The 16,633-nt window shown below is 62.8% G+C and carries 14 protein-coding genes and 1 tRNA gene; 7 read left to right on the forward strand and 8 right to left on the reverse strand.

Translation table 11 applies throughout. The annotated features are described in order from the left end of the window. Positions 1-73: 73 nt before the first annotated feature. The gene (melA, locus tag D3242_RS27345; protein ID WP_019860416.1) at positions 74-1,540 is read right to left on the reverse strand and encodes an alpha-glucosidase/alpha-galactosidase; all 1,467 of its coding nucleotides are present in this window, start codon (positions 1,538-1,540) and stop codon (positions 74-76) included. A gap of 66 nt (positions 1,541-1,606) precedes the next feature. Here melA and D3242_RS27350 point away from each other — a divergent pair, with 66 nt between their 5' ends. After that, positions 1,607-2,662, forward strand: a complete 1,056-nt coding sequence (locus D3242_RS27350) for an AraC family transcriptional regulator (RefSeq protein ID WP_019860418.1) — start codon at positions 1,607-1,609, stop codon at positions 2,660-2,662. Between the two features lie 24 nt (positions 2,663-2,686). Here D3242_RS27350 and D3242_RS27355 read toward each other — a convergent pair whose 3' ends face one another. From D3242_RS27355 to D3242_RS27375, 5 genes are all read right to left on the reverse strand, one after another. Then, positions 2,687-4,714, reverse strand: a complete 2,028-nt coding sequence (locus D3242_RS27355; RefSeq protein WP_064980431.1) for an aldo/keto reductase — start codon at positions 4,712-4,714, stop codon at positions 2,687-2,689. 36 nt (positions 4,715-4,750) lie between these two features. Then, positions 4,751-5,830: an ABC transporter ATP-binding protein gene (locus D3242_RS27360; RefSeq protein WP_019860420.1), complete on the reverse strand. Its 1,080-nt coding sequence runs from the start codon at positions 5,828-5,830 to the stop codon at positions 4,751-4,753. Between the two features lie 8 nt (positions 5,831-5,838). Then, on the reverse strand, positions 5,839-6,675 hold the full coding sequence (locus tag D3242_RS27365; protein WP_019860421.1) for a carbohydrate ABC transporter permease: 837 nt from the start codon (positions 6,673-6,675) through the stop codon (positions 5,839-5,841). Then, the gene (locus D3242_RS27370) at positions 6,672-7,532 is read right to left on the reverse strand and encodes a carbohydrate ABC transporter permease (RefSeq protein ID WP_064980433.1); all 861 of its coding nucleotides are present in this window, start codon (positions 7,530-7,532) and stop codon (positions 6,672-6,674) included. Before D3242_RS27370 ends, D3242_RS27365 begins: the two co-directional genes overlap by 4 nt. A gap of 95 nt (positions 7,533-7,627) precedes the next feature. Further along, a complete protein-coding gene (locus D3242_RS27375) occupies positions 7,628-8,899 on the reverse strand; it encodes an ABC transporter substrate-binding protein (RefSeq protein WP_038644532.1) in 1,272 nt (423 codons plus the stop codon). Between the two features lie 104 nt (positions 8,900-9,003). Between D3242_RS27375 and D3242_RS27380 the strand changes: the two genes are divergently transcribed. From D3242_RS27380 to D3242_RS33665, 4 genes are all read left to right on the forward strand, one after another. Next, positions 9,004-9,876 carry a helix-turn-helix domain-containing protein gene (locus D3242_RS27380; RefSeq protein WP_064980434.1) on the forward strand — a complete coding sequence of 291 codons (873 nt, stop codon included), beginning with the start codon at positions 9,004-9,006 and terminating at the stop codon, positions 9,874-9,876. A 304-nt stretch (positions 9,877-10,180) separates the two neighbouring features. Continuing rightward, positions 10,181-10,256: transfer RNA gene (locus D3242_RS27385), tRNA-Phe, on the forward strand. Between the two features lie 537 nt (positions 10,257-10,793). Continuing rightward, a complete protein-coding gene (locus D3242_RS27390; protein ID WP_019863198.1) occupies positions 10,794-11,531 on the forward strand; it encodes a hypothetical protein in 738 nt (245 codons plus the stop codon). 42 nt (positions 11,532-11,573) lie between these two features. Next, positions 11,574-11,768 (forward strand): hypothetical protein, encoded by a 195-nt coding sequence (locus D3242_RS33665; RefSeq protein WP_167470462.1) that lies wholly within the window; start codon positions 11,574-11,576, stop codon positions 11,766-11,768. A gap of 425 nt (positions 11,769-12,193) precedes the next feature. Here D3242_RS33665 and D3242_RS27405 read toward each other — a convergent pair whose 3' ends face one another. Next, positions 12,194-12,787 carry a DJ-1/PfpI family protein gene (locus D3242_RS27405; protein WP_019863196.1) on the reverse strand — a complete coding sequence of 198 codons (594 nt, stop codon included), beginning with the start codon at positions 12,785-12,787 and terminating at the stop codon, positions 12,194-12,196. Positions 12,788-12,988: 201 nt separating this feature from the next. Continuing rightward, positions 12,989-13,690: a GntR family transcriptional regulator gene (locus D3242_RS27415; RefSeq protein WP_064982370.1), complete on the reverse strand. Its 702-nt coding sequence runs from the start codon at positions 13,688-13,690 to the stop codon at positions 12,989-12,991. Positions 13,691-13,893: 203 nt separating this feature from the next. Here D3242_RS27415 and D3242_RS27420 point away from each other — a divergent pair, with 203 nt between their 5' ends. Next, positions 13,894-15,120 (forward strand): iron-containing alcohol dehydrogenase, encoded by a 1,227-nt coding sequence (locus tag D3242_RS27420; protein ID WP_064982372.1) that lies wholly within the window; start codon positions 13,894-13,896, stop codon positions 15,118-15,120. 16 nt (positions 15,121-15,136) lie between these two features. After that, positions 15,137-16,624 (forward strand): NAD-dependent succinate-semialdehyde dehydrogenase, encoded by a 1,488-nt coding sequence (locus tag D3242_RS27425; protein ID WP_038644518.1) that lies wholly within the window; start codon positions 15,137-15,139, stop codon positions 16,622-16,624. Positions 16,625-16,633 lie beyond the last annotated feature (9 nt).

Raw genomic sequence — 16,633 nt, forward strand, 5'->3', positions numbered from 1 at the left:
GCTGCTCGTCTCTGCTCGGACGGCTCAATGCGATGGACCTGCCTCCCAAGGTCCGCCGCCGCGCCCGGGTTTTTCAGCCGGCCTGTTTGAGCGCGGCTTTTTCGGCGCGCAATTCCTCGATCGAGCGCACGTTTCGCCGCGCAGCACCCGCCCATTCGCGGGTCTTGACCGCGGATTTCGACAGCCGCTCCTTGGCGGCAGGAACCGCATGCGCATATTGCGGCAGCCATTGAGCCTGGGCGACGACCATTTCGTCCACCATCTGCCAGACTTCCTCCGGCGTCGATACCGCACCGACCAGCGGGTCATGCAGCACGGCCAGTTTCAAGAGATCGATGTCGCCTGATACCGCGGCATGGACCGACATGCGCTGGACGTTGATCGAGGACATGCAGGTGGCCGCACAGGCCTCCGGCAGCGTGATGCCGGCGGCCATATTGATGCCGAAACGGTCGACGAAACCGGGCGACTCGATGATGGCATCCTGCGGTAAATTGGTGATCACGCCGTCATTCCTGACGTTGAAGTGGCCACGATAGACGCGGTTGGTCTCCAGCGCCTCCAATATGTGGCTGGCATGTTCGTTGGAGCGCTTGGCCGGATCGATCGGCTTCGACGCCGCTTCGAGGAATTGCGGATACTCCGTCTCGAACCAGTTGCGGGTTTCGGTGGAGTAGCGGAGATAGCCGCCGGTCTCGCCATGGATCCAATCCGACATGTCGATCCAGCGCGTGATCTCGTCGGGGCGCTTGCGGTACCATGGCAGATATTCGGAGAGATGGCCGTTGCTCTCGGTCGAATAGACGCCGAAGCGCTTCAAGACATCGATGCGCAGCTTTTCCTGCTGCGAATAGACCGGATGCGCCTCGAAGGCGGCAACCAGTTCATCCTTGCCGATCTTGCGGCCATTCAGCCGCAAATCGATGAACCAGGTCTGGTGATTGATGCCGGAACAGACATAGTCGAGCTCGTGCCTGGACTTCGCACCAAGCACCTCGGCGATCTGCTCGGCACCATGCTGGACGCCGTGGCAGAGGCCGACCGTGTCGACCTTGCCGTACTCGATCGCCGCCCAGGTGTTCATGGCCATCGGGTTGGCATAGTTGAGGAATTTGGCGCCCGTCGCGGCGACCTCGCGTATGTCCTTGCAGAAGTCGAGGATCACCGGAATGTTGCGCTGGCCATAGAGGATACCACCGGCGCAGATCGTGTCGCCGACGCACTGGTCGATGCCATATTTCAACGGAATGCGGATATCGTCGGCATAGGCTTCCAGACCGCCGACCCGCACACAGCTGATGATATAGCGCGCGCCTTCGAGCGCCTTGCGGCGATCGGTTGTCGCGGTCACCCTGGTTGGCAACCCATTCGCCTCGACGACCTTGTCGAGAATAGCCTTGATCATCCCGAGATTGTGTTCGCTGAGGTCGGTCAGCGCGAATTCGATATCCCTGAATTCGGGCACGCACAGGATGTCGGTGAACAGTTTCTTGGTGAATCCGACACTGCCGGCACCGATGATAGCGATTTTGAAACTCATCAGCCGTACCTCATCCTGTTCCAGTGACAGGCCGGGAATGACAGGGGTGGGTCGCAGCCACATGCCATGGCAGGTGTACGGGACAAGCCGGATTCCGGCCTGCCAACCTCCCTGTCCGCTCCTCGCCTGCGGATCTCTCTCGCTTTTCGAGGGGGATTATGCCCTTATTCACGAGCGCGACCAGAGAAGGATTATGCTTTCAAGGGTAATTTTGTGCTACGAGATTTGATCGCCAACGGACAGTCGATGCGCACCATCTCGCTGCCGCGCGGCCGGCAGCGCCTGCATGCCATGCCGACAAGCACCGGCTATGAGGTGCGCGAGGACGAGATCTATGACTGGGACGGACGCAAACGCGGCCAGACGCCGTTCACCGTGCTCCAGCACACGATCAGCGGCACCGGCCGGCTGCGCTACGAGAACCGCAACTATCGCCTGCAAGAGAACGACACGCTGCTGGTGCTGGTGCCGCACAACCACCGCTATTGGCTGGCGAGCGACGAGCGCTGGGAATATTTCTGGATCTCGATGAACGGCGAGGAGGCGCTGCGCATCCATAAGTCGATCCTCAGCATCTCCGGTCCGGTGTTCCGGCTTAAGCCAGCGACGATCGACCACCTTGCCGATTGCAGCCTGCGCCTCATCAAGGGGGCGGCCTCAGCGGGTGCCGCGTCCGCTATCGCCTACGAGGCGGCGATGGCGCTCTATGACGATGTCTTCGGCTCGCATGCCTTTGCCGAAAAACAGAGCGCCATGCAGCCGGTCATCGATCATATCAACGCCAATCTCGACAAACCGCTGCCGGTGGCGGACCTCGTCCAGATCAGTGGTCTCAGCCGGGCCCATTTTTCGCGCTGCTTCGCCGAGAGCGAAGGCCTGCCGCCCGCCGAGTTCGTGCTGCAGCAGCGCCTGCAGCGGGCGGCGAAGCTGTTGACCAAGGCGGACTTTCTGCCGGTGAAGGAAGTCGCCATCCTGAGCGGCTTCGAGGATGCGAATTATTTTTCGAAGGTCTTCCGCCGCCTCTACGGCACCACGCCCAGCCAGTTCCGCACCACCGGCATGTATGCCAGTCTGCGGACCCCGGCCAGGCGCGGCGTCAGGGTGTCGGACGACGAGACCTGACGCCGCTTTTTGCGACCTGTTCTATCAGGCCGCGTGAAGGCTGCCGCCGTCCAGCCACTCGAGATCGGCCGGCGAAAGCGCGATGTCCAGCGCCCGCAGGCTGTCTTCCAACTCGCCCAGCGTGCGCGGCCCGATCAGTGGAACCGACGGGAAAGGCTGGTTGAGCACATAGGCCAAAGCAACATGGATCGGGCTCTTGCGCAGGCGCGCGGCGAGCTCGATGGCGCGGTCGCGGCGGCCGAAATTGCGCTCCGAATACCAGACCCGCACCAGTTCCTCGCTGTCGCGCCTGTCGCGCCCGGCGCGCTCGGTGAAGAAGCCACGGCCCTGGCTCGACCAGGCGAAATTCGGCATCTGCCTGGATGTCAGCCAGGCCTTCCAGTCGTCGGTGGACGAAGCCACACAACCCGCCCAGATCGGCTCCAGCATCTCGGCCAGCGAAAAATTGTTGGAGAGCGCGCCGGGCTTCTGCTTGCCGGCGCGCTCGGCATAGGCAATCGCCTCGTCCATGCGCTGCATCGTCCAGTTCGAGCCGCCGAACGGGCCACGGATGCGCCCGGCCTTCACCTCACGGTCCATGGCATCGACGAACTCGCCGACCGGCACATCCGGATTGTCGCGGTGCATGAAATAGATGTCGACATGGTCGGTCTGCAGGCGGTCGAGCGACTGGGCAAGCTGCTTGCCGATCACGTCGGGATAGCAGAGCGGCGAATGCGCGCCCTTGGCGATGATCACCGACTGCTCGCGCACGCCGCGGTTCTGCAACCACTGGCCAAGCAGCGTCTCGGTGTAGCCGCCGCCGTAGACAAAACCGGTGTCGAAGAGATTGCCGCCGGCCTCGAAGAAGGCATCGAGCAGGATCGAGCCCGAGGAGAAAGTGCGGAAATCCTCGAAGCCGAGCGCCACCACCGACGCCGGCTTCACCAGGCCCGGAATGGTGCGCTTGCCGATCGCCGTGCCGCCCGACCGCAAAGGCCTGCCGGAGATGGTGCTGGTGCGCAGCGGGGCCTTTTCGATCTCGTACTCCAGCCCGACGGCAGCGCGCCACCTGTCGAGCACCCGCAAGGTGCCGAGACTGTCGGCCCAATCCATGCCCGGCCAGGCGAATTCCTGCCGCCCGGCGAGGATGGCCTCGCCGGCGCCGTCGACCTCGAAGGAATAGACATGGCGCTTTTCATCGACGCTGATCGTCTCGCGCGAACCGTCGGCGCCGATCACGTCGATCCGGCCGAGGCCGACATCGCGATTTCCGCCGGCGAACCAGAAGTCCGGCACTTCGATGCGGCCCTTGGTGCCGAGGATACGCAGCACATTGTCCTGGTTCAGCGAGATGCTGCAGGAAACCTCGGCGACGATGCCGCCGGGAAAATGCAGCAGCGCCGAGGCCCATTCGTCGACGCCGGACTGGCCAAGATGAGCGGTGCCAACCACCTTGTCGGGCTCGGCAAAAGGTTGTCCCGATGCTGCCCCGGCAATCAGCCGCGCCATCGAGACGGTATAGCCGCCGACGTCCAGTATGCCGCCGCCGGCAGAATCATTGGCGTAGAGCCGATGCCGCGGCATGAAGCCCGGCATGGCGAAGCCGAAGCTGGACTTGATCATCCTGACCTCGCCGATGACGCCCGACTTGATCAGTTCCACCAGCTTCAGCGTCTGCGGGTGCAGCCGGTACATGAAGGCTTCGCCGAGAAAGGTGCCGGCCTTGCGCGCGGCATGGAACATGGCGTCGGCCTCGAAGGCGGTCAGCGCCAGCGGCTTTTCGCACAGCACGTGCTTGCCCGCTTCCGCGGCCCGGATCGCCCATTGCGCGTGGCCGGGATGTGGAACCGCGATGTAGATCGCATCGATGTCGGGATCGGCTAGCAACGCTTCGTAGCCGTCGACGATGCGGGCGCCGGGAAAATTCCCGGCGAGGCTCGGCTTGCTCGGATTGCGCGCGCCGATGGCGACCAGTTTTCCGGTGCGCGAAGCGGCCACGCCGCCGGCGAAGGCCTGGGCGATGCTGCCTGGGCCGAGAATGCCCCAGCGAATGGGCATGGTTGCGGTCATTGTCATTCTCCTTGAAGGCTGGAAGGGGGCGGCCGGTCAGCGCAGCCGCAGCCCTTTTTCGTCGAACAGGTAGGATTTGCGGATGGAAACGGTGACTTCGGAGGTTGTGGGAACCTTCGCCGCGTCGCGCTGGATCACCACGTCTTCGCCATGGGCCGTTCGGGCGTAGAGGAAGCTCGTGCCGCCGAGATGCTCGACCACGTCGATAGCGACGACAAGGTCGGTGTCGCCTTCCCCGGCGCTGCCGAAATGTTCGGGCCGCACGCCGACGATGACCTTGCTGCCCACTTCTGGCGCGGCGCCGGCCAATGGCTGGGTGATACGGGTCTTCTCCTGGCCCGCCAACTCGACCACGACGCCACGCGCATCCTGCCCGACGATTTGCGCCTTGATGAAGTTCATCTTCGGCGAGCCGACAAACCCGGCCACGAACAGATTGTCGGGATCGTCATAGAGATCGAGCGGTCGGCCGATCTGCTCGATATGGCCGGCGCGCAGCACGACGATCCGGTCGGCGAGCGTCATCGCTTCGGTCTGGTCGTGCGTGACGTAGATCATGGTGGCGCCGAGTTCCTTGTGCAGGCGCGAGATCTCGACCCGCATCTGGACGCGCAGTTCGGCGTCGAGATTGGAGAGCGGCTCGTCGAACAGGAACACTTGCGGCTCGCGCACGATGGCGCGGCCGATGGCGACGCGCTGACGCTGGCCGCCGGAGAGTTTCCTCGGGCGCCGGTCCATCAATTCGCTGATGCGCAGGATCTCGGCCGCGCGCTTCACCCGCCGGTCGGTGTCGGCCTTGGGGTTGCCGGTCATGCGCAGCCCGAAGGAGAGATTTTGCTCGACGCTCATATGCGGATAGAGCGCGTAGGACTGGAACACCATGGCGATGCCTCGATCGGCCGGCTCGACATCGTTGACCAGTTTGCCGCCGATGGCAATCTCGCCGCCGCTGATGTCCTCGAGCCCGGCGATCATCCTGAGCAGGGTCGACTTGCCGCAGCCGGACGGGCCGACGAAGACGACGAACTCACCGTGCTTGATGTCGATGTTGGCGCCATGGACGACTTCGAAGGCGCCGAAGCGCTTGACCACATTGCTCAGCGTAACGGTTGCCATGCTGCCTCTTACTTGACTGCGCCGGCGGCGATGCCGGCGATGAAATGGCGCTGCAGAAGCACGAAGACGATCAGCATCGGCACGGTGAGCATCACGGCCCCTGCCATGATGCCGCCCCACGACACTTTGGTGAGGCCGATCAGGGTGCCGAGCGCCACCGGCGCCGTCATCGAACCGGGCTGGCTGTTGATCAAAAGCGGCCAGAGATAATTGTTCCAGGAGGCGAGGAACAGGATGATGGCGAGTGCGGCCAGCATCGGCCGCGCCAGCGGCAGCGCGACAAAGAGGAAGATGCGCCACTCCTTCACACCTTCGACGCGGGCGGCGTCGAAGAGGTCGTCCGGCATCATCGAAAAACTCTGCCGCATGAACAGCACACCGAGTGAATTGAACAGCGGCGGCACGATCAGCGCCACCCAGGTGTTGGCGAGTTGGAAGTCGCGCGCCACCATGATGAATTGCGGGATCAGCACCACCGCATAGGGCAGCGTGATGGTGCCGAAGATGATGCCGACGACCACGCCTTTGCCGAAGAACTGGTAGCGCGCCAGCGCCCAGCCGGCCATCGACGTCAACAGCACCGACAGGAAGGTGTAGGTCACCGCCACCGAGACGGAGATGCCGATGGCGCCGACGAAATTGGTGTCGCGCTGCAGATTGTTGAAATTGTCGACGAAATTGCCGTGCGGCAAGAGCTCGATGCCGGGGCTGAAGATGCCGTTGTCGGGCATCGTCGAGAACACCACCATCATCCACAGCGGGAACAGCCAGATCAGCGCCAGCGGTGTGAGGAAAAGATGCAGCGCGATGCTGCGCCTCAGGCGGGCGGAGGAGAGCGAACTCATTGCTTTTCCCTCGTCAGCCACAGCTGCACCAGCGTGATCGCGATCGCCAGCGCCGCCATGGTGTAGGCGACGGCCGAGGCATAGCCGAAATTGAGCGACCGGAACCCCTGGCGGTAGAGCAGCAGGCCGAGCGTCTCGGTGCCGCCGCCCGGCCCGCCGCGCTCGGTGATCAGGAAGGGCTCGGTGAACAATTGCATGGTGCCGATGATCGAGAGCACCAGGCAAAACACGATGACCGGCTTCAACAGCGGCAAGGTGATGTGGAAGAACTGCTTGAGCTTGCTGACGCGGTCGAGCGTCGCCGCCTCGTAGACATCCTCGGGGATGGATTGCATGCCGGCCAGAAGGATAATGGCGTTGTAGCCGGCCCAGCGCCAGGTGACAGCGATCATGATCAGCGCCATGGCCGGCGTGACATTGGAGAACCAGTCGATCTTGGGCAGCCCGATGCTGTTCAGGAGCTTGTTGACGATGCCGAAATCGAGGCTGAACATCAGCCGGAACACCGCCGAATAGGCGACCTCACCGACCACCACCGGGGCGAAGAAGGCGAAGCGATAGAGGCCCCTCGCCTTGAGGAGCGGCGAATTCAAAAGCACGGCCATCACCATGGCCAGCGCGATCATCACCGGCACCTGGATGACGAGGATGAGCAGCGTGTTCTTCACCGCGTTGAAGAAGGCCGGATCGCCGATCAGACGGCCCCAGTTGAAGCCCGGCGCGAAACGCCAGGGCACGGTGCGTGTCGCCTGGAAGGAGATCATGAACGACGAGATGATCGGCCACACCCAGAAGACGGAGAAGATCAGCAGATAAGGCGCCAGGAAACGATAGGCCGTGGCGTTGCGGTTGCGCATCCTGCTCCTCCTCCTTCATATCCGGTGTTTCAGCCAAGCTCGCAGGCGACAGGGTCCGGGCGGCAAGAGTCGTCCCGGACCCCATCCCTGGGAGGTTATGACTTGACCGGCAGTCCGGTCGCCGCGGCGATCTGTTTTGCCGCATCGTCGAGTGCCGCCTTGGCGTCGGGATAGCCGCCGGCCAGATATTTGGTCTGCACCGCGCGGACGATGATTTCGGCATCGCTCTGGAACTGCGTGCCGCGGCTGGGGACGACCTTGGGCAAGGTGCCCAGAATATCCTTCCACACCGCCTGGCCACCCCAATAGGGCAGGCCTTGGCTGACATAAGGATCATCCAGCGCCGAGACCAGCGAAGGGACGAGGCCGAACTCCTTCAGCATGGTGATCTGGCCTTCATTGGTTCCGAGCGTGTATTTCAGATACTCGTAGGCCGCTTCCTTGTTCTTCGAGGCCGAGGTGATGGCCAGCGACGAGCCGCCGAGATTGGCGGCGCGCGGACCGTCGGCGGTTAGGCTCGGCATCAGATAGACGCCCCATTTGCCGTTCTCGCCGGCCGATTCTGTGCGGATGGTGCCTTCATACCAGCCGCCATAGACTTGGGTGGCGACGGTGCCCGCCGTGTTGTTGGTGATCTTGGTGCCCCAGTCGGCGGACGAGACGATGCCGGCGTCCTTCATCTCCTTGACCTTGGTCATGGCGTCGACGCATTTGGGTTCGCTGACCGTGATCGACTGGCCGTCCTCGGCGAAATAGGCGCAGCCCTGCTCGTTGGAGATCATGCGGAAGAATTCACTGTCGCCGTTGAAATCGGCATTGGTCATCGAGACGCCCGGATTGGCCGCCTGGATCTTCTTGCCGGCGGCGATGAAATCGTCCCAGGTCTTGATCGATGCCGGATCGACGCCGGCCTTCTCGTAGAAGTCGCGGCGATAGAAGGCGGCGACGGGCCCGGAATCCCACGGCATGGCATAGGCCTTGTCGCCGACCTCAAGTTCGGTGCGTTTGAAATCGGGGAATTTCTTCTGGTCCTCGGCACTGTAGCCCAGCGTATGCAGGTCGACGAAGCAGTCGGGGAACTGGCTCCAGTAATTCTCGGCTTCGCCATTCTCGATGGTGACGATGTCGGGCAGGCCGACGCCTCCGGCCGCACAGCCGGCGATCGACTTGTCGTAGGTCGGCTGGTTGCCGAGATCCTGAACCGTGACCTTGATGTCGGGATGCAGCTTGTTGAAGCCGGCAACCGTCGCCTTCAGCGACGAAGCGGCGACATTCCAGCTCCAGATGGTGATTTCGCCGGACTGCGCAAAGGCCGGGGCTGAGCCCAGGGCAAGCGCGAGCGCGGCGCAAGTCAGTGTGATGCGCATTGAAATCCTCCCATTTCATTTGCTCTCTCTGCGAGCGTGGCTACACTATTCGGCGCGGAAGGCTTGTCGCCGACAAAGGGAATACGGAATTGGCGGAAAGTAAGATGCCGGAACGGCCGTTTTACCAGCCGGGCGCCAGCAGCGTGGAGGGCCTGCCGCTGCTCCTGCAGATGTTTCACACCGCTCCGCTGGTGATGCTCAAGCCGCACTGGCATGCCCAGGTCGAGGTGAATTTCATCGTGCGCGGCAGCGTGCACTACCGCATGAACGAGCACGAAATCTCACTTTCGGCCGGCGAGATGTGCTTCTTCTGGGGCGGCCTGCCGCACCAGATGGACGATCTCAGCGACGACGCCATCTATGCCGGCGCGCATCTGCCGCTGGTGCATTTCTTCCGGCTGCATCTGCCGGCGGACGTGCGCCACCGGCTGATGACGGGCGCGACGCTGGTGACCAGCGCCACCGACCAATCCGACAACGACAATTTCGCCCGCTGGAACCGCTATGCCCGCTCGGGCGATCCGGCCAAGGCCGAACACGCCGTCAACGAGCTTCTGCTGCGGCTGGAGCGGGTGCGGTTCGAACCCTACAGGCTGGTGCCAGAGACGGCGGCCGGGCAGGAAGCCGGCAGTGCGTTCGACCAGCAATCCTCGCGCAATGTCGGGCGCATGTGCGATTTCATCGCCGAGAATTTCCTCTACGACATCGATTGCATGAACATAGCGGCGGCGGCCGATATCCATCCCAAATACGCCATGAGCCTGTTCAAGAAATCGACCGGCATGACGCTCAACGAATATGTCAACCTTTTGCGGCTGAGCTACGCGCAGGCGCTTCTGATGCATCAGGATGCCAATGTGCTGCGCGTCGCCATGGACTCCGGTTTCGGCTCGCTCAGCGCCTTCAACAAGTCCTTCCGCAAGCTGGCCGGCATGACCCCCTCCGACTTCCGCAAAGGCGTGGCCGGCGCCAGGTAGGGCGACAGCTCGTTGCCCCCGCGGCATCTCCACCGTCGGCTAACGAGGGATCCCGGCGGTTGCAGCGCGGCATGGCGGCGCTAGGACAGAGGCCAAAGGGCAGAAGGAGGCCAGCCCGCGCGCCATTGCGGTTGTGAAAGCGCCTGAGGAGGCCGGCCTTTCCACAGCCTCGCTTTTCCTGCCGGAAATCGCCACCTAGGCGCTGGACAGGCTAAATTCCCGTGCTATAACCCACGCGCTTTCAAGGGGTGCCCCACGGCGCCTTCATGAAATCCGGTTCACGCGTTTTCGTTTGCCGGAACAGGCCCAGATAGCTCAGTTGGTAGAGCAGCGGACTGAAAATCCGCGTGTCGGTGGTTCGAATCCGCCTCTGGGCACCATTTCCTTTGTAAGGTGTTGACGCAGCTGAAAAACTAGCAAAATTATATGCTTAGGCCTGCCCGAGTGCTACACACGGGTGTTACACATGGTCCTTGCTATGGGCCGTCCTGTCAAACATCGTAAGACTGGGGTGTACTGGTTCCGAAAGCGCCTACCGGCGGACATTGCCGCGCTGGCGCCGCATGTGCGAGCGATGGCATAGATGTCGCAGGGATGGTGATCGGTCCGAGCCAGCATGCCGCGCGCCCTTGCCGTGAGAACGCCGCGTAAATTGCATAAGTCTCCGCTTATAGGCAAGGCTCAACGAAGCCCGCCCCAGACAGTTTTGCCCCCGTCCGAGGCGGGCTGAGGAAGCTGATGGAGGCAGCCTCCGGCCTTGGCCCACGGGGATCAAAACCAAGGCAGATTCAAAACTTCACCCGGCGAAGAATGTTCCGGCCGTGGTGATCTCCGGCTGTAGTCACATTAGCCCCAACTAACGCTCTCTGGACTCTTTTCGCCAATGGAAGCATTCTTCCGGCGGGGAGAGTGGGACTGTGGGCCAAGTCCAGCAACAGGGGTCAGCCATCCTGATCGATGGGGGGATCGCAGGGCAGCGGCTCAATCTGCCGCTCGCGATCATCTTGACCGTCAGCCTGGTCATCGCGGCTATTGCGCCATTCGACGTTGGCTTCGTCGCCGTCACGTTCGGATCTCCAGTTCTACGCGTCATGCTTATGGCCGCCCTCGTGATGATCGGCGCTTGGTCAGCGAGCCAAGTCGGCCTACGTCTGACCGCATCGGCTCGATCAGCATTGATCGGGGCGATTGGTGCGATCCTGGTTGCCGGCTATGTAGTCTGCATCGACTGCTATCTATTTCGAAGCGTTGTCCCGGAATCCTATGCGCAATTTTTCGAGCAAATGCCGCTGGGTGAGCGCTTTGCCTATTTCATGCTCCGCGCGTTCAACGAGAATGTGATCTATCGCCTGTTCGTATTCGCGACCGCCCTTTGCCTGCTTTCGAAGCTGACGAGGGTAGGAGCAAGGGAGATGGCACCGATCGCCATCCTAGCCGTCATGGTCGCAACCCAGGCGCTCAACATTGGGATGAACGTGACGGCGTTCTTACCGGGCCCGATATCGCCGCTGGTGCTCACCTACGAGGCTTTGCGCTACGTCGTCCCAGGCGTAATTTGGGCATGGCTGTTCTGGCGCTTCGGTTTCCTGACTGCCGAGATTGCTTCGGTTGGCTGCCATCTGTTTCTTCAGCCGGCGCTGGGCATTCTGCTTTAGCCGCTAACGGTCTATTGCGTGATCCTCGTTTAGCATCCGCTGATGGATGACACGTTCGAAGACTTGATTCACGCTGTGAAAGCTGCGCCAAAAAGCGATCGGCTTGGCATCGTGCTGGCGAGCCTTGCCATCCTTGCCGCGGTGGCCGGCAGTGTATTGCTCAAAGGAACAGGGCACGATCAGCCGCGACCGCCAACTGTCGACATTGGCCAGATCCTTCACCCCGGAGTGGTCTGAAGCTACCCCCATGCAGAGAAGCCCGACGGCGGAGACTGGTTAAACGCAGTGGCGCCAAAATTGGCGGCGGAAAAGTCTGTGCTGTTATGAATGCTGATACCTGCAAAAACAGCGCCGGAATTGAGGCCACTGGGAAGCGATATCCCGCCGGCACCAGTCGCAGGATCGAGATGTCAGCGCCGTGGTTGATGTGATAGACGGCGCCGTCAATCACGAGCGCCGGGACGGACTTGACCCCGGCTTCTTTCGCTTCGGCAAGCCGGCCCTTTGTCACGCCCCGTGCGGCCGTTGCCGATCCTGGCGCCGTTCACGGTTTCACGGAAACGGCAGCCTGCTCTAACTCTTCGTTTTGACGCCATTCCCAAGGGAAGGCGTCTGCTCTTCCCTTGGGAATGGCCGGCGCGCTGGCGTGCCGGCCATTGGCGTCAAGCGTGGCGGATTTCGGTTCCCAGCACCTTCAAGCATTCGCGGATGAACGCGGCAAGCGCCGTCCAACCCTTGGCGGACACCATCGTCCCGTCCACATAGGCATCGGTGGGAGACAGGTCGATGTAAGTGCCGCCGGCAAGCGTCACCTCCGGCTCGCAAGCCGCGAGAGCCCCGACCTTCTTGCCGCGGACGACGCCATCGACCGCGATCAGAATCTGGACGCCGTGGCAAATCGTGAAGATCGGCTTTTTGGTCTCATGGAAATGGCGCACGATCGCCTGCACGCGCTTGTCGGTACGAATGTATTCCGGCCCGCGGCCGCCTGCGCAGTAGACCGCATGATACTGGTCGAGCTGTCTTTCGGCGTCCGAAAACGTCTTGTTGATCAGCGCATAGTGGCCAAGCTTTTCGGTGTAGGTCTGGTCGCCCTCGAAGTCGTGCAGCGAGGTCTTGATCAGGTCTCCTGCGTTCTTGTCGGGGCATACCACATGAACCGTGTGGCCCACCGCCTCCATCGCCTGCTGATAGACGAAGATTTCGTATTCCTCGGTGAACTCACCGGTCAGCATCAGTATTTTCTTGCCTGGCATGGCTCTTCCTCCTGTTGGGGCTGGGCGAGGTGCGGATCGCGCCTCGCCTGTCTTCGAAATCGGATCGGATCAGAACGGCGGGTCCCGGAAATGAGCGCTCGGCGCGCAGCACCGGTTCGACGGCGCCCGGCACGCCACCAGTAGGCAGCGTGCTTCCTCCCTCTCCGGCGATGTTCGCGGCAATGGACATCGGCTCCGACCTCAATCGAAGGCCGGAAGCAATCGATCGCGCGAATGCTCGATATGGACGCGCATCGCCTTTTGAGCGGCGTCGGGATCGGCCGCGCCGAATGCGGCGAGGATCGCCTCGTGTTCGTCGAGCGCTTCCTCGGTCACGCGGGCATGATACATCAGGCGAAAGATATGGAAGTGGGTATGCTGGTGGCTAAGCGTCTGCCGAATGAGTTCGTTTTGCGAAAACTCCATGATCTTGTCGTGGAAGATCGCGTCCTGCCGGGCGAAATTCGAATAGCGCAGGCGATCGTCCTTGCCTTCGCGCCGTGACATCACACCGGCTGCTTCCAGCAAAATGTTGAGCTTGGCTTCATCCATGGCAGCGGCGGCTTTCGCCGCGGCATGCGGCTCAAGCAGAAGGCGCATCTCGTACAATTCGTCGAAGCGGCGCCGTGTGATTTGCGGTGCCGCGCGATAGCCGATCAGGTGCGTCTTGAGCACCAGGCCCTCGCCTTCGAGGCGGCCGAGCGCCTCGCGGATCGGCGTGTGCGAGACGTTGAATTCCTTGACCAGGCTGTCGACGGTGATGCGCGAACCCGGCGCGATCTTCAGCGCCATCAGCTGCGCGAAGATCGCTTCATAGACATCCTCGACCAGGCTGTTGGAGCGCTGGATGCGACCGCCGCCGGCGGTCGTTTCGGTCGTGTCGGCTGAGTTCGCGATCTGCATCTTTTTTGCCTCTTGACAGTGCGGACTGCTAACACGATGCTCCAGCAGATGCAATCCTATATCCTATACGATTTTAAAGCGGATATGTCTGTCGGGCCGTTGCATGGGTGCTACAGGGTGTCCTGGCGCGGTTGCGGACAGATGGCGGATCCGTAGCGAGAACCCTAGCCAGTTCAGCCGCCTTCAAAGGACAAAAGATCATCATGAGCCTCTTCGCCGCCCTCCGGCTTCCGCGTGAAATCCTTTTCGGGAAAGGCCAGCGCCATGCGCTGCCGACAGTCGCCGGCAGGTTCGGCCGGCGCGCCCTGGTCTGTACCGACGAGCGTTTCGCCGGCACGGCGGTGTTCGCGGAAATCGTCAAATCGCTCCAGGCCGCCTCGATCGAGGTGCTGGTGCATGACCGCGTGCTTCCCGACGTGCCGCGCGACAGCGTCAGCATTTGCGTCGACGAGGCGGAGAAATTCCGGCCCGAGATGGTGCTCGGCATCGGCGGCGGCAGCTGCCTCGATTTCGCCAAATGCGCTGACTTGCTGCTCAGCCATGGCGGCACACTTCAGGAGTATTATGGGGAGTTCAAGGTGCCCGGCCCGACGCTGCCGCTGATCGCCGTGCCCACGACGGCGGGCACCGGTTCCGAAGTGACGCCCGTCGCGGTGATCTCCGATCCGGACCGGACGCTCAAGGTCGGCATATCGAGCCCCTATCTGATCGCCGCGGTTGCCTTGTGCGACCCCGAACTGACGATGACATGCCCCCCCGCCCTGACCGCGATAGCCGGCGCGGATGCCTTGACCCATGCGATCGAGGCCTTCACCGCGAAGCGGCGCGGCGAGGACCCCAGCCTGGCGCAACAGCATGTCTTCATCGGCAAGACCGCGCTGACCGACCATTTCGCCCTGCTGGCCATAGAGCTGCTGGGCCGCAGCCTGGAGAAAGCCTGCACCGATGGCACCGATGCCGATGCGCGCGCCGATGTGATGATGGGCGCGCTGGCGGCGGGCTGCGCATTCGGCACCGCCGGCACGGCGGCGGCGCATGCCGTGCAATATCCTGCGGGCGCCCTCACCCACACCGCGCATGGGTTGGGCGTCGCCACGATGATGCCCTACGTCATGACCTACAACAGCCGCGTGGTCGCCGCCGAGATGGCCGAGATCGGCGCCGCGCTTGGCCTCGAAGCCAAGGGGCGGAGCGCCGAGGAGATGGCGGATGCCACCATCGGGGAAATCCGGCGGCTATTCACGGCGATCGGCATCACGCCGACGCTGGCCGATCTCGGCCTTCCCGCCGACAAGCTCGACTGGACCGCCGATCAGGCGCTCGGCATCGACCGTCTGATCAAGAACAACCCGCGCCCCTTCGATGTCACTGCCATGCGACGCCTGGTCCAGGCCGCCCATGACGGCGACCTCGCAGCCTGCGCCATGTAATCCACGGAACAAGACCATGAACCTTCCTCCCAATGCGCTGTGGATCGACCAGGACGACTATGATGTTCGCGGCTTTTCGCACGGACTGTACATCGACGGCAGATGGCGACCATCTTCCGACGGCCGGGTCATTGACGTCGTCGATCCTTCGTCGGGGTCTGTTATTGCAGCGGTCCCCGACGCGACGCTCGAGGATGCCCTGGCCGCGGTCGATGCGGCAGCCAAGGCGGCGACGGGATGGCGGGAGACGGCGCCGCGCAAGCGCTCGGAAATCCTCAGGCGCTGTTTCGAACTCATGGTCGAGCGGTCGGAAACGCTCGCCATGCTGATCTCGCTCGAAAACGGCAAGGCTCTGCGCGACGCGCGCGGCGAGGTTGCGTACGCCGCCGAGTTCTTCCGCTGGAACGCGGAAGAAGCGGTTCGGATCACCGGCGAGTTCGGCACCGCGCCATCCGGCACCAACCGCATCGTGGTCGACTATGAGCCGATCGGCATCTGCGTGCTGATCACGCCCTGGAATTTTCCGGCCGCGATGGCGACACGAAAGATCGCGCCGGCATTGGCGGCCGGTTGCACGGTGATCCTGAAGCCGGCCAGCGAAACGCCGCTGACGGCCTATGCGCTGGCCGCGCTCTACGGCGAGGCCGGCGTTCCGGCCGGCGTGGTCAACGTGCTCACCACGACCAGTCCCGGTCCGCTGACATCGGCCATGCTGGCCGATCCGCGCGTCAGGAAGCTCTCTTTCACCGGCTCGACGGGCGTCGGACGAACCTTGCTTGGCGAAGCCGCCAAGCATGTAGTCTCCTGCTCGATGGAACTCGGCGGCAATGCACCCTTCGTCGTCTTCGACGATGCCGACCTCGATGCCGCGCTCGATGGCGCCATGATCGCGAAGATGCGCAATGCCGGCGAAGCCTGTACAGCCGCCAACCGCATCTATGTCCAGTCGGGCATTCATGATGCGTTCGCCGACGGCCTTCGCAAGCGCATGGCAGCTCTCAAGGTCGGACCAGGCATGAGTGCGGATACCGAGTGCGGGCCGATGATCACCAGAAAGGCGGTCGCCAAGATCGACCGCCTTGTCAATGACGCCGTGGCCCGGGGAGCCAAGGTACTTTGCGGCGGCTCGATCCCGGAAGAGGAAGGCTTCTTTTATCCGCCGACGGTCCTGTCGCAGGTTTCGCCCGATGCCGACATGGCGCATGAGGAGATCTTCGGGCCGGTAGCGCCCATCACGCGATTCGAGACCGAGGCCGAAGTCATCATGCACGCCAACAACACGGAATACGGCCTTGCCGCCTATATCTATACGCGCGATGTGGGCCGAGGATTGCGGGTGGCATCGAGGATCGAGGCCGGCATGATCGGCCTCAATCGGGGGCTGATGTCGGACCCTGCGGCGCCCTTCGGTGGCGTCAAGCAGAGCGGCCTGGGTCGCGAGGGCGGCCAGCACCACGGCATCGCCGAGTTCATGGAGGCGAAGTATATCGCCGTTACCTTCTGATCGGGCATC

The sequence above is a fragment of the Mesorhizobium jarvisii genome (assembly GCF_003601985.1).
GTDB classification, from domain to species: Bacteria; Pseudomonadota; Alphaproteobacteria; order Rhizobiales; family Rhizobiaceae; genus Mesorhizobium; species Mesorhizobium jarvisii.

Coding starts and splice junctions, on each gene's coding strand:
- melA (WP_019860416.1), bottom strand. CDS start 1,540: ATGAGTTTCAAAATCGCTATCATCGGTGCCGGCAGTGTCGGATTCACC.
- D3242_RS27350 (WP_019860418.1), top strand. CDS start 1,607: ATGGCAGGTGTACGGGACAAGCCGGATTCCGGCCTGCCAACCTCCCTG.
- D3242_RS27355 (WP_064980431.1), bottom strand. CDS start 4,714: ATGACCGCAACCATGCCCATTCGCTGGGGCATTCTCGGCCCAGGCAGC.
- D3242_RS27360 (WP_019860420.1), bottom strand. CDS start 5,830: ATGGCAACCGTTACGCTGAGCAATGTGGTCAAGCGCTTCGGCGCCTTC.
- D3242_RS27365 (WP_019860421.1), bottom strand. CDS start 6,675: ATGAGTTCGCTCTCCTCCGCCCGCCTGAGGCGCAGCATCGCGCTGCAT.
- D3242_RS27370 (WP_064980433.1), bottom strand. CDS start 7,532: ATGCGCAACCGCAACGCCACGGCCTATCGTTTCCTGGCGCCTTATCTG.
- D3242_RS27375 (WP_038644532.1), bottom strand. CDS start 8,899: ATGCGCATCACACTGACTTGCGCCGCGCTCGCGCTTGCCCTGGGCTCA.
- D3242_RS27380 (WP_064980434.1), top strand. CDS start 9,004: ATGCCGGAACGGCCGTTTTACCAGCCGGGCGCCAGCAGCGTGGAGGGC.
- D3242_RS33665 (WP_167470462.1), top strand. CDS start 11,574: ATGGATGACACGTTCGAAGACTTGATTCACGCTGTGAAAGCTGCGCCA.
- D3242_RS27405 (WP_019863196.1), bottom strand. CDS start 12,787: ATGCCAGGCAAGAAAATACTGATGCTGACCGGTGAGTTCACCGAGGAA.
- D3242_RS27415 (WP_064982370.1), bottom strand. CDS start 13,690: ATGCAGATCGCGAACTCAGCCGACACGACCGAAACGACCGCCGGCGGC.
- D3242_RS27420 (WP_064982372.1), top strand. CDS start 13,894: ATGAGCCTCTTCGCCGCCCTCCGGCTTCCGCGTGAAATCCTTTTCGGG.
- D3242_RS27425 (WP_038644518.1), top strand. CDS start 15,137: ATGAACCTTCCTCCCAATGCGCTGTGGATCGACCAGGACGACTATGAT.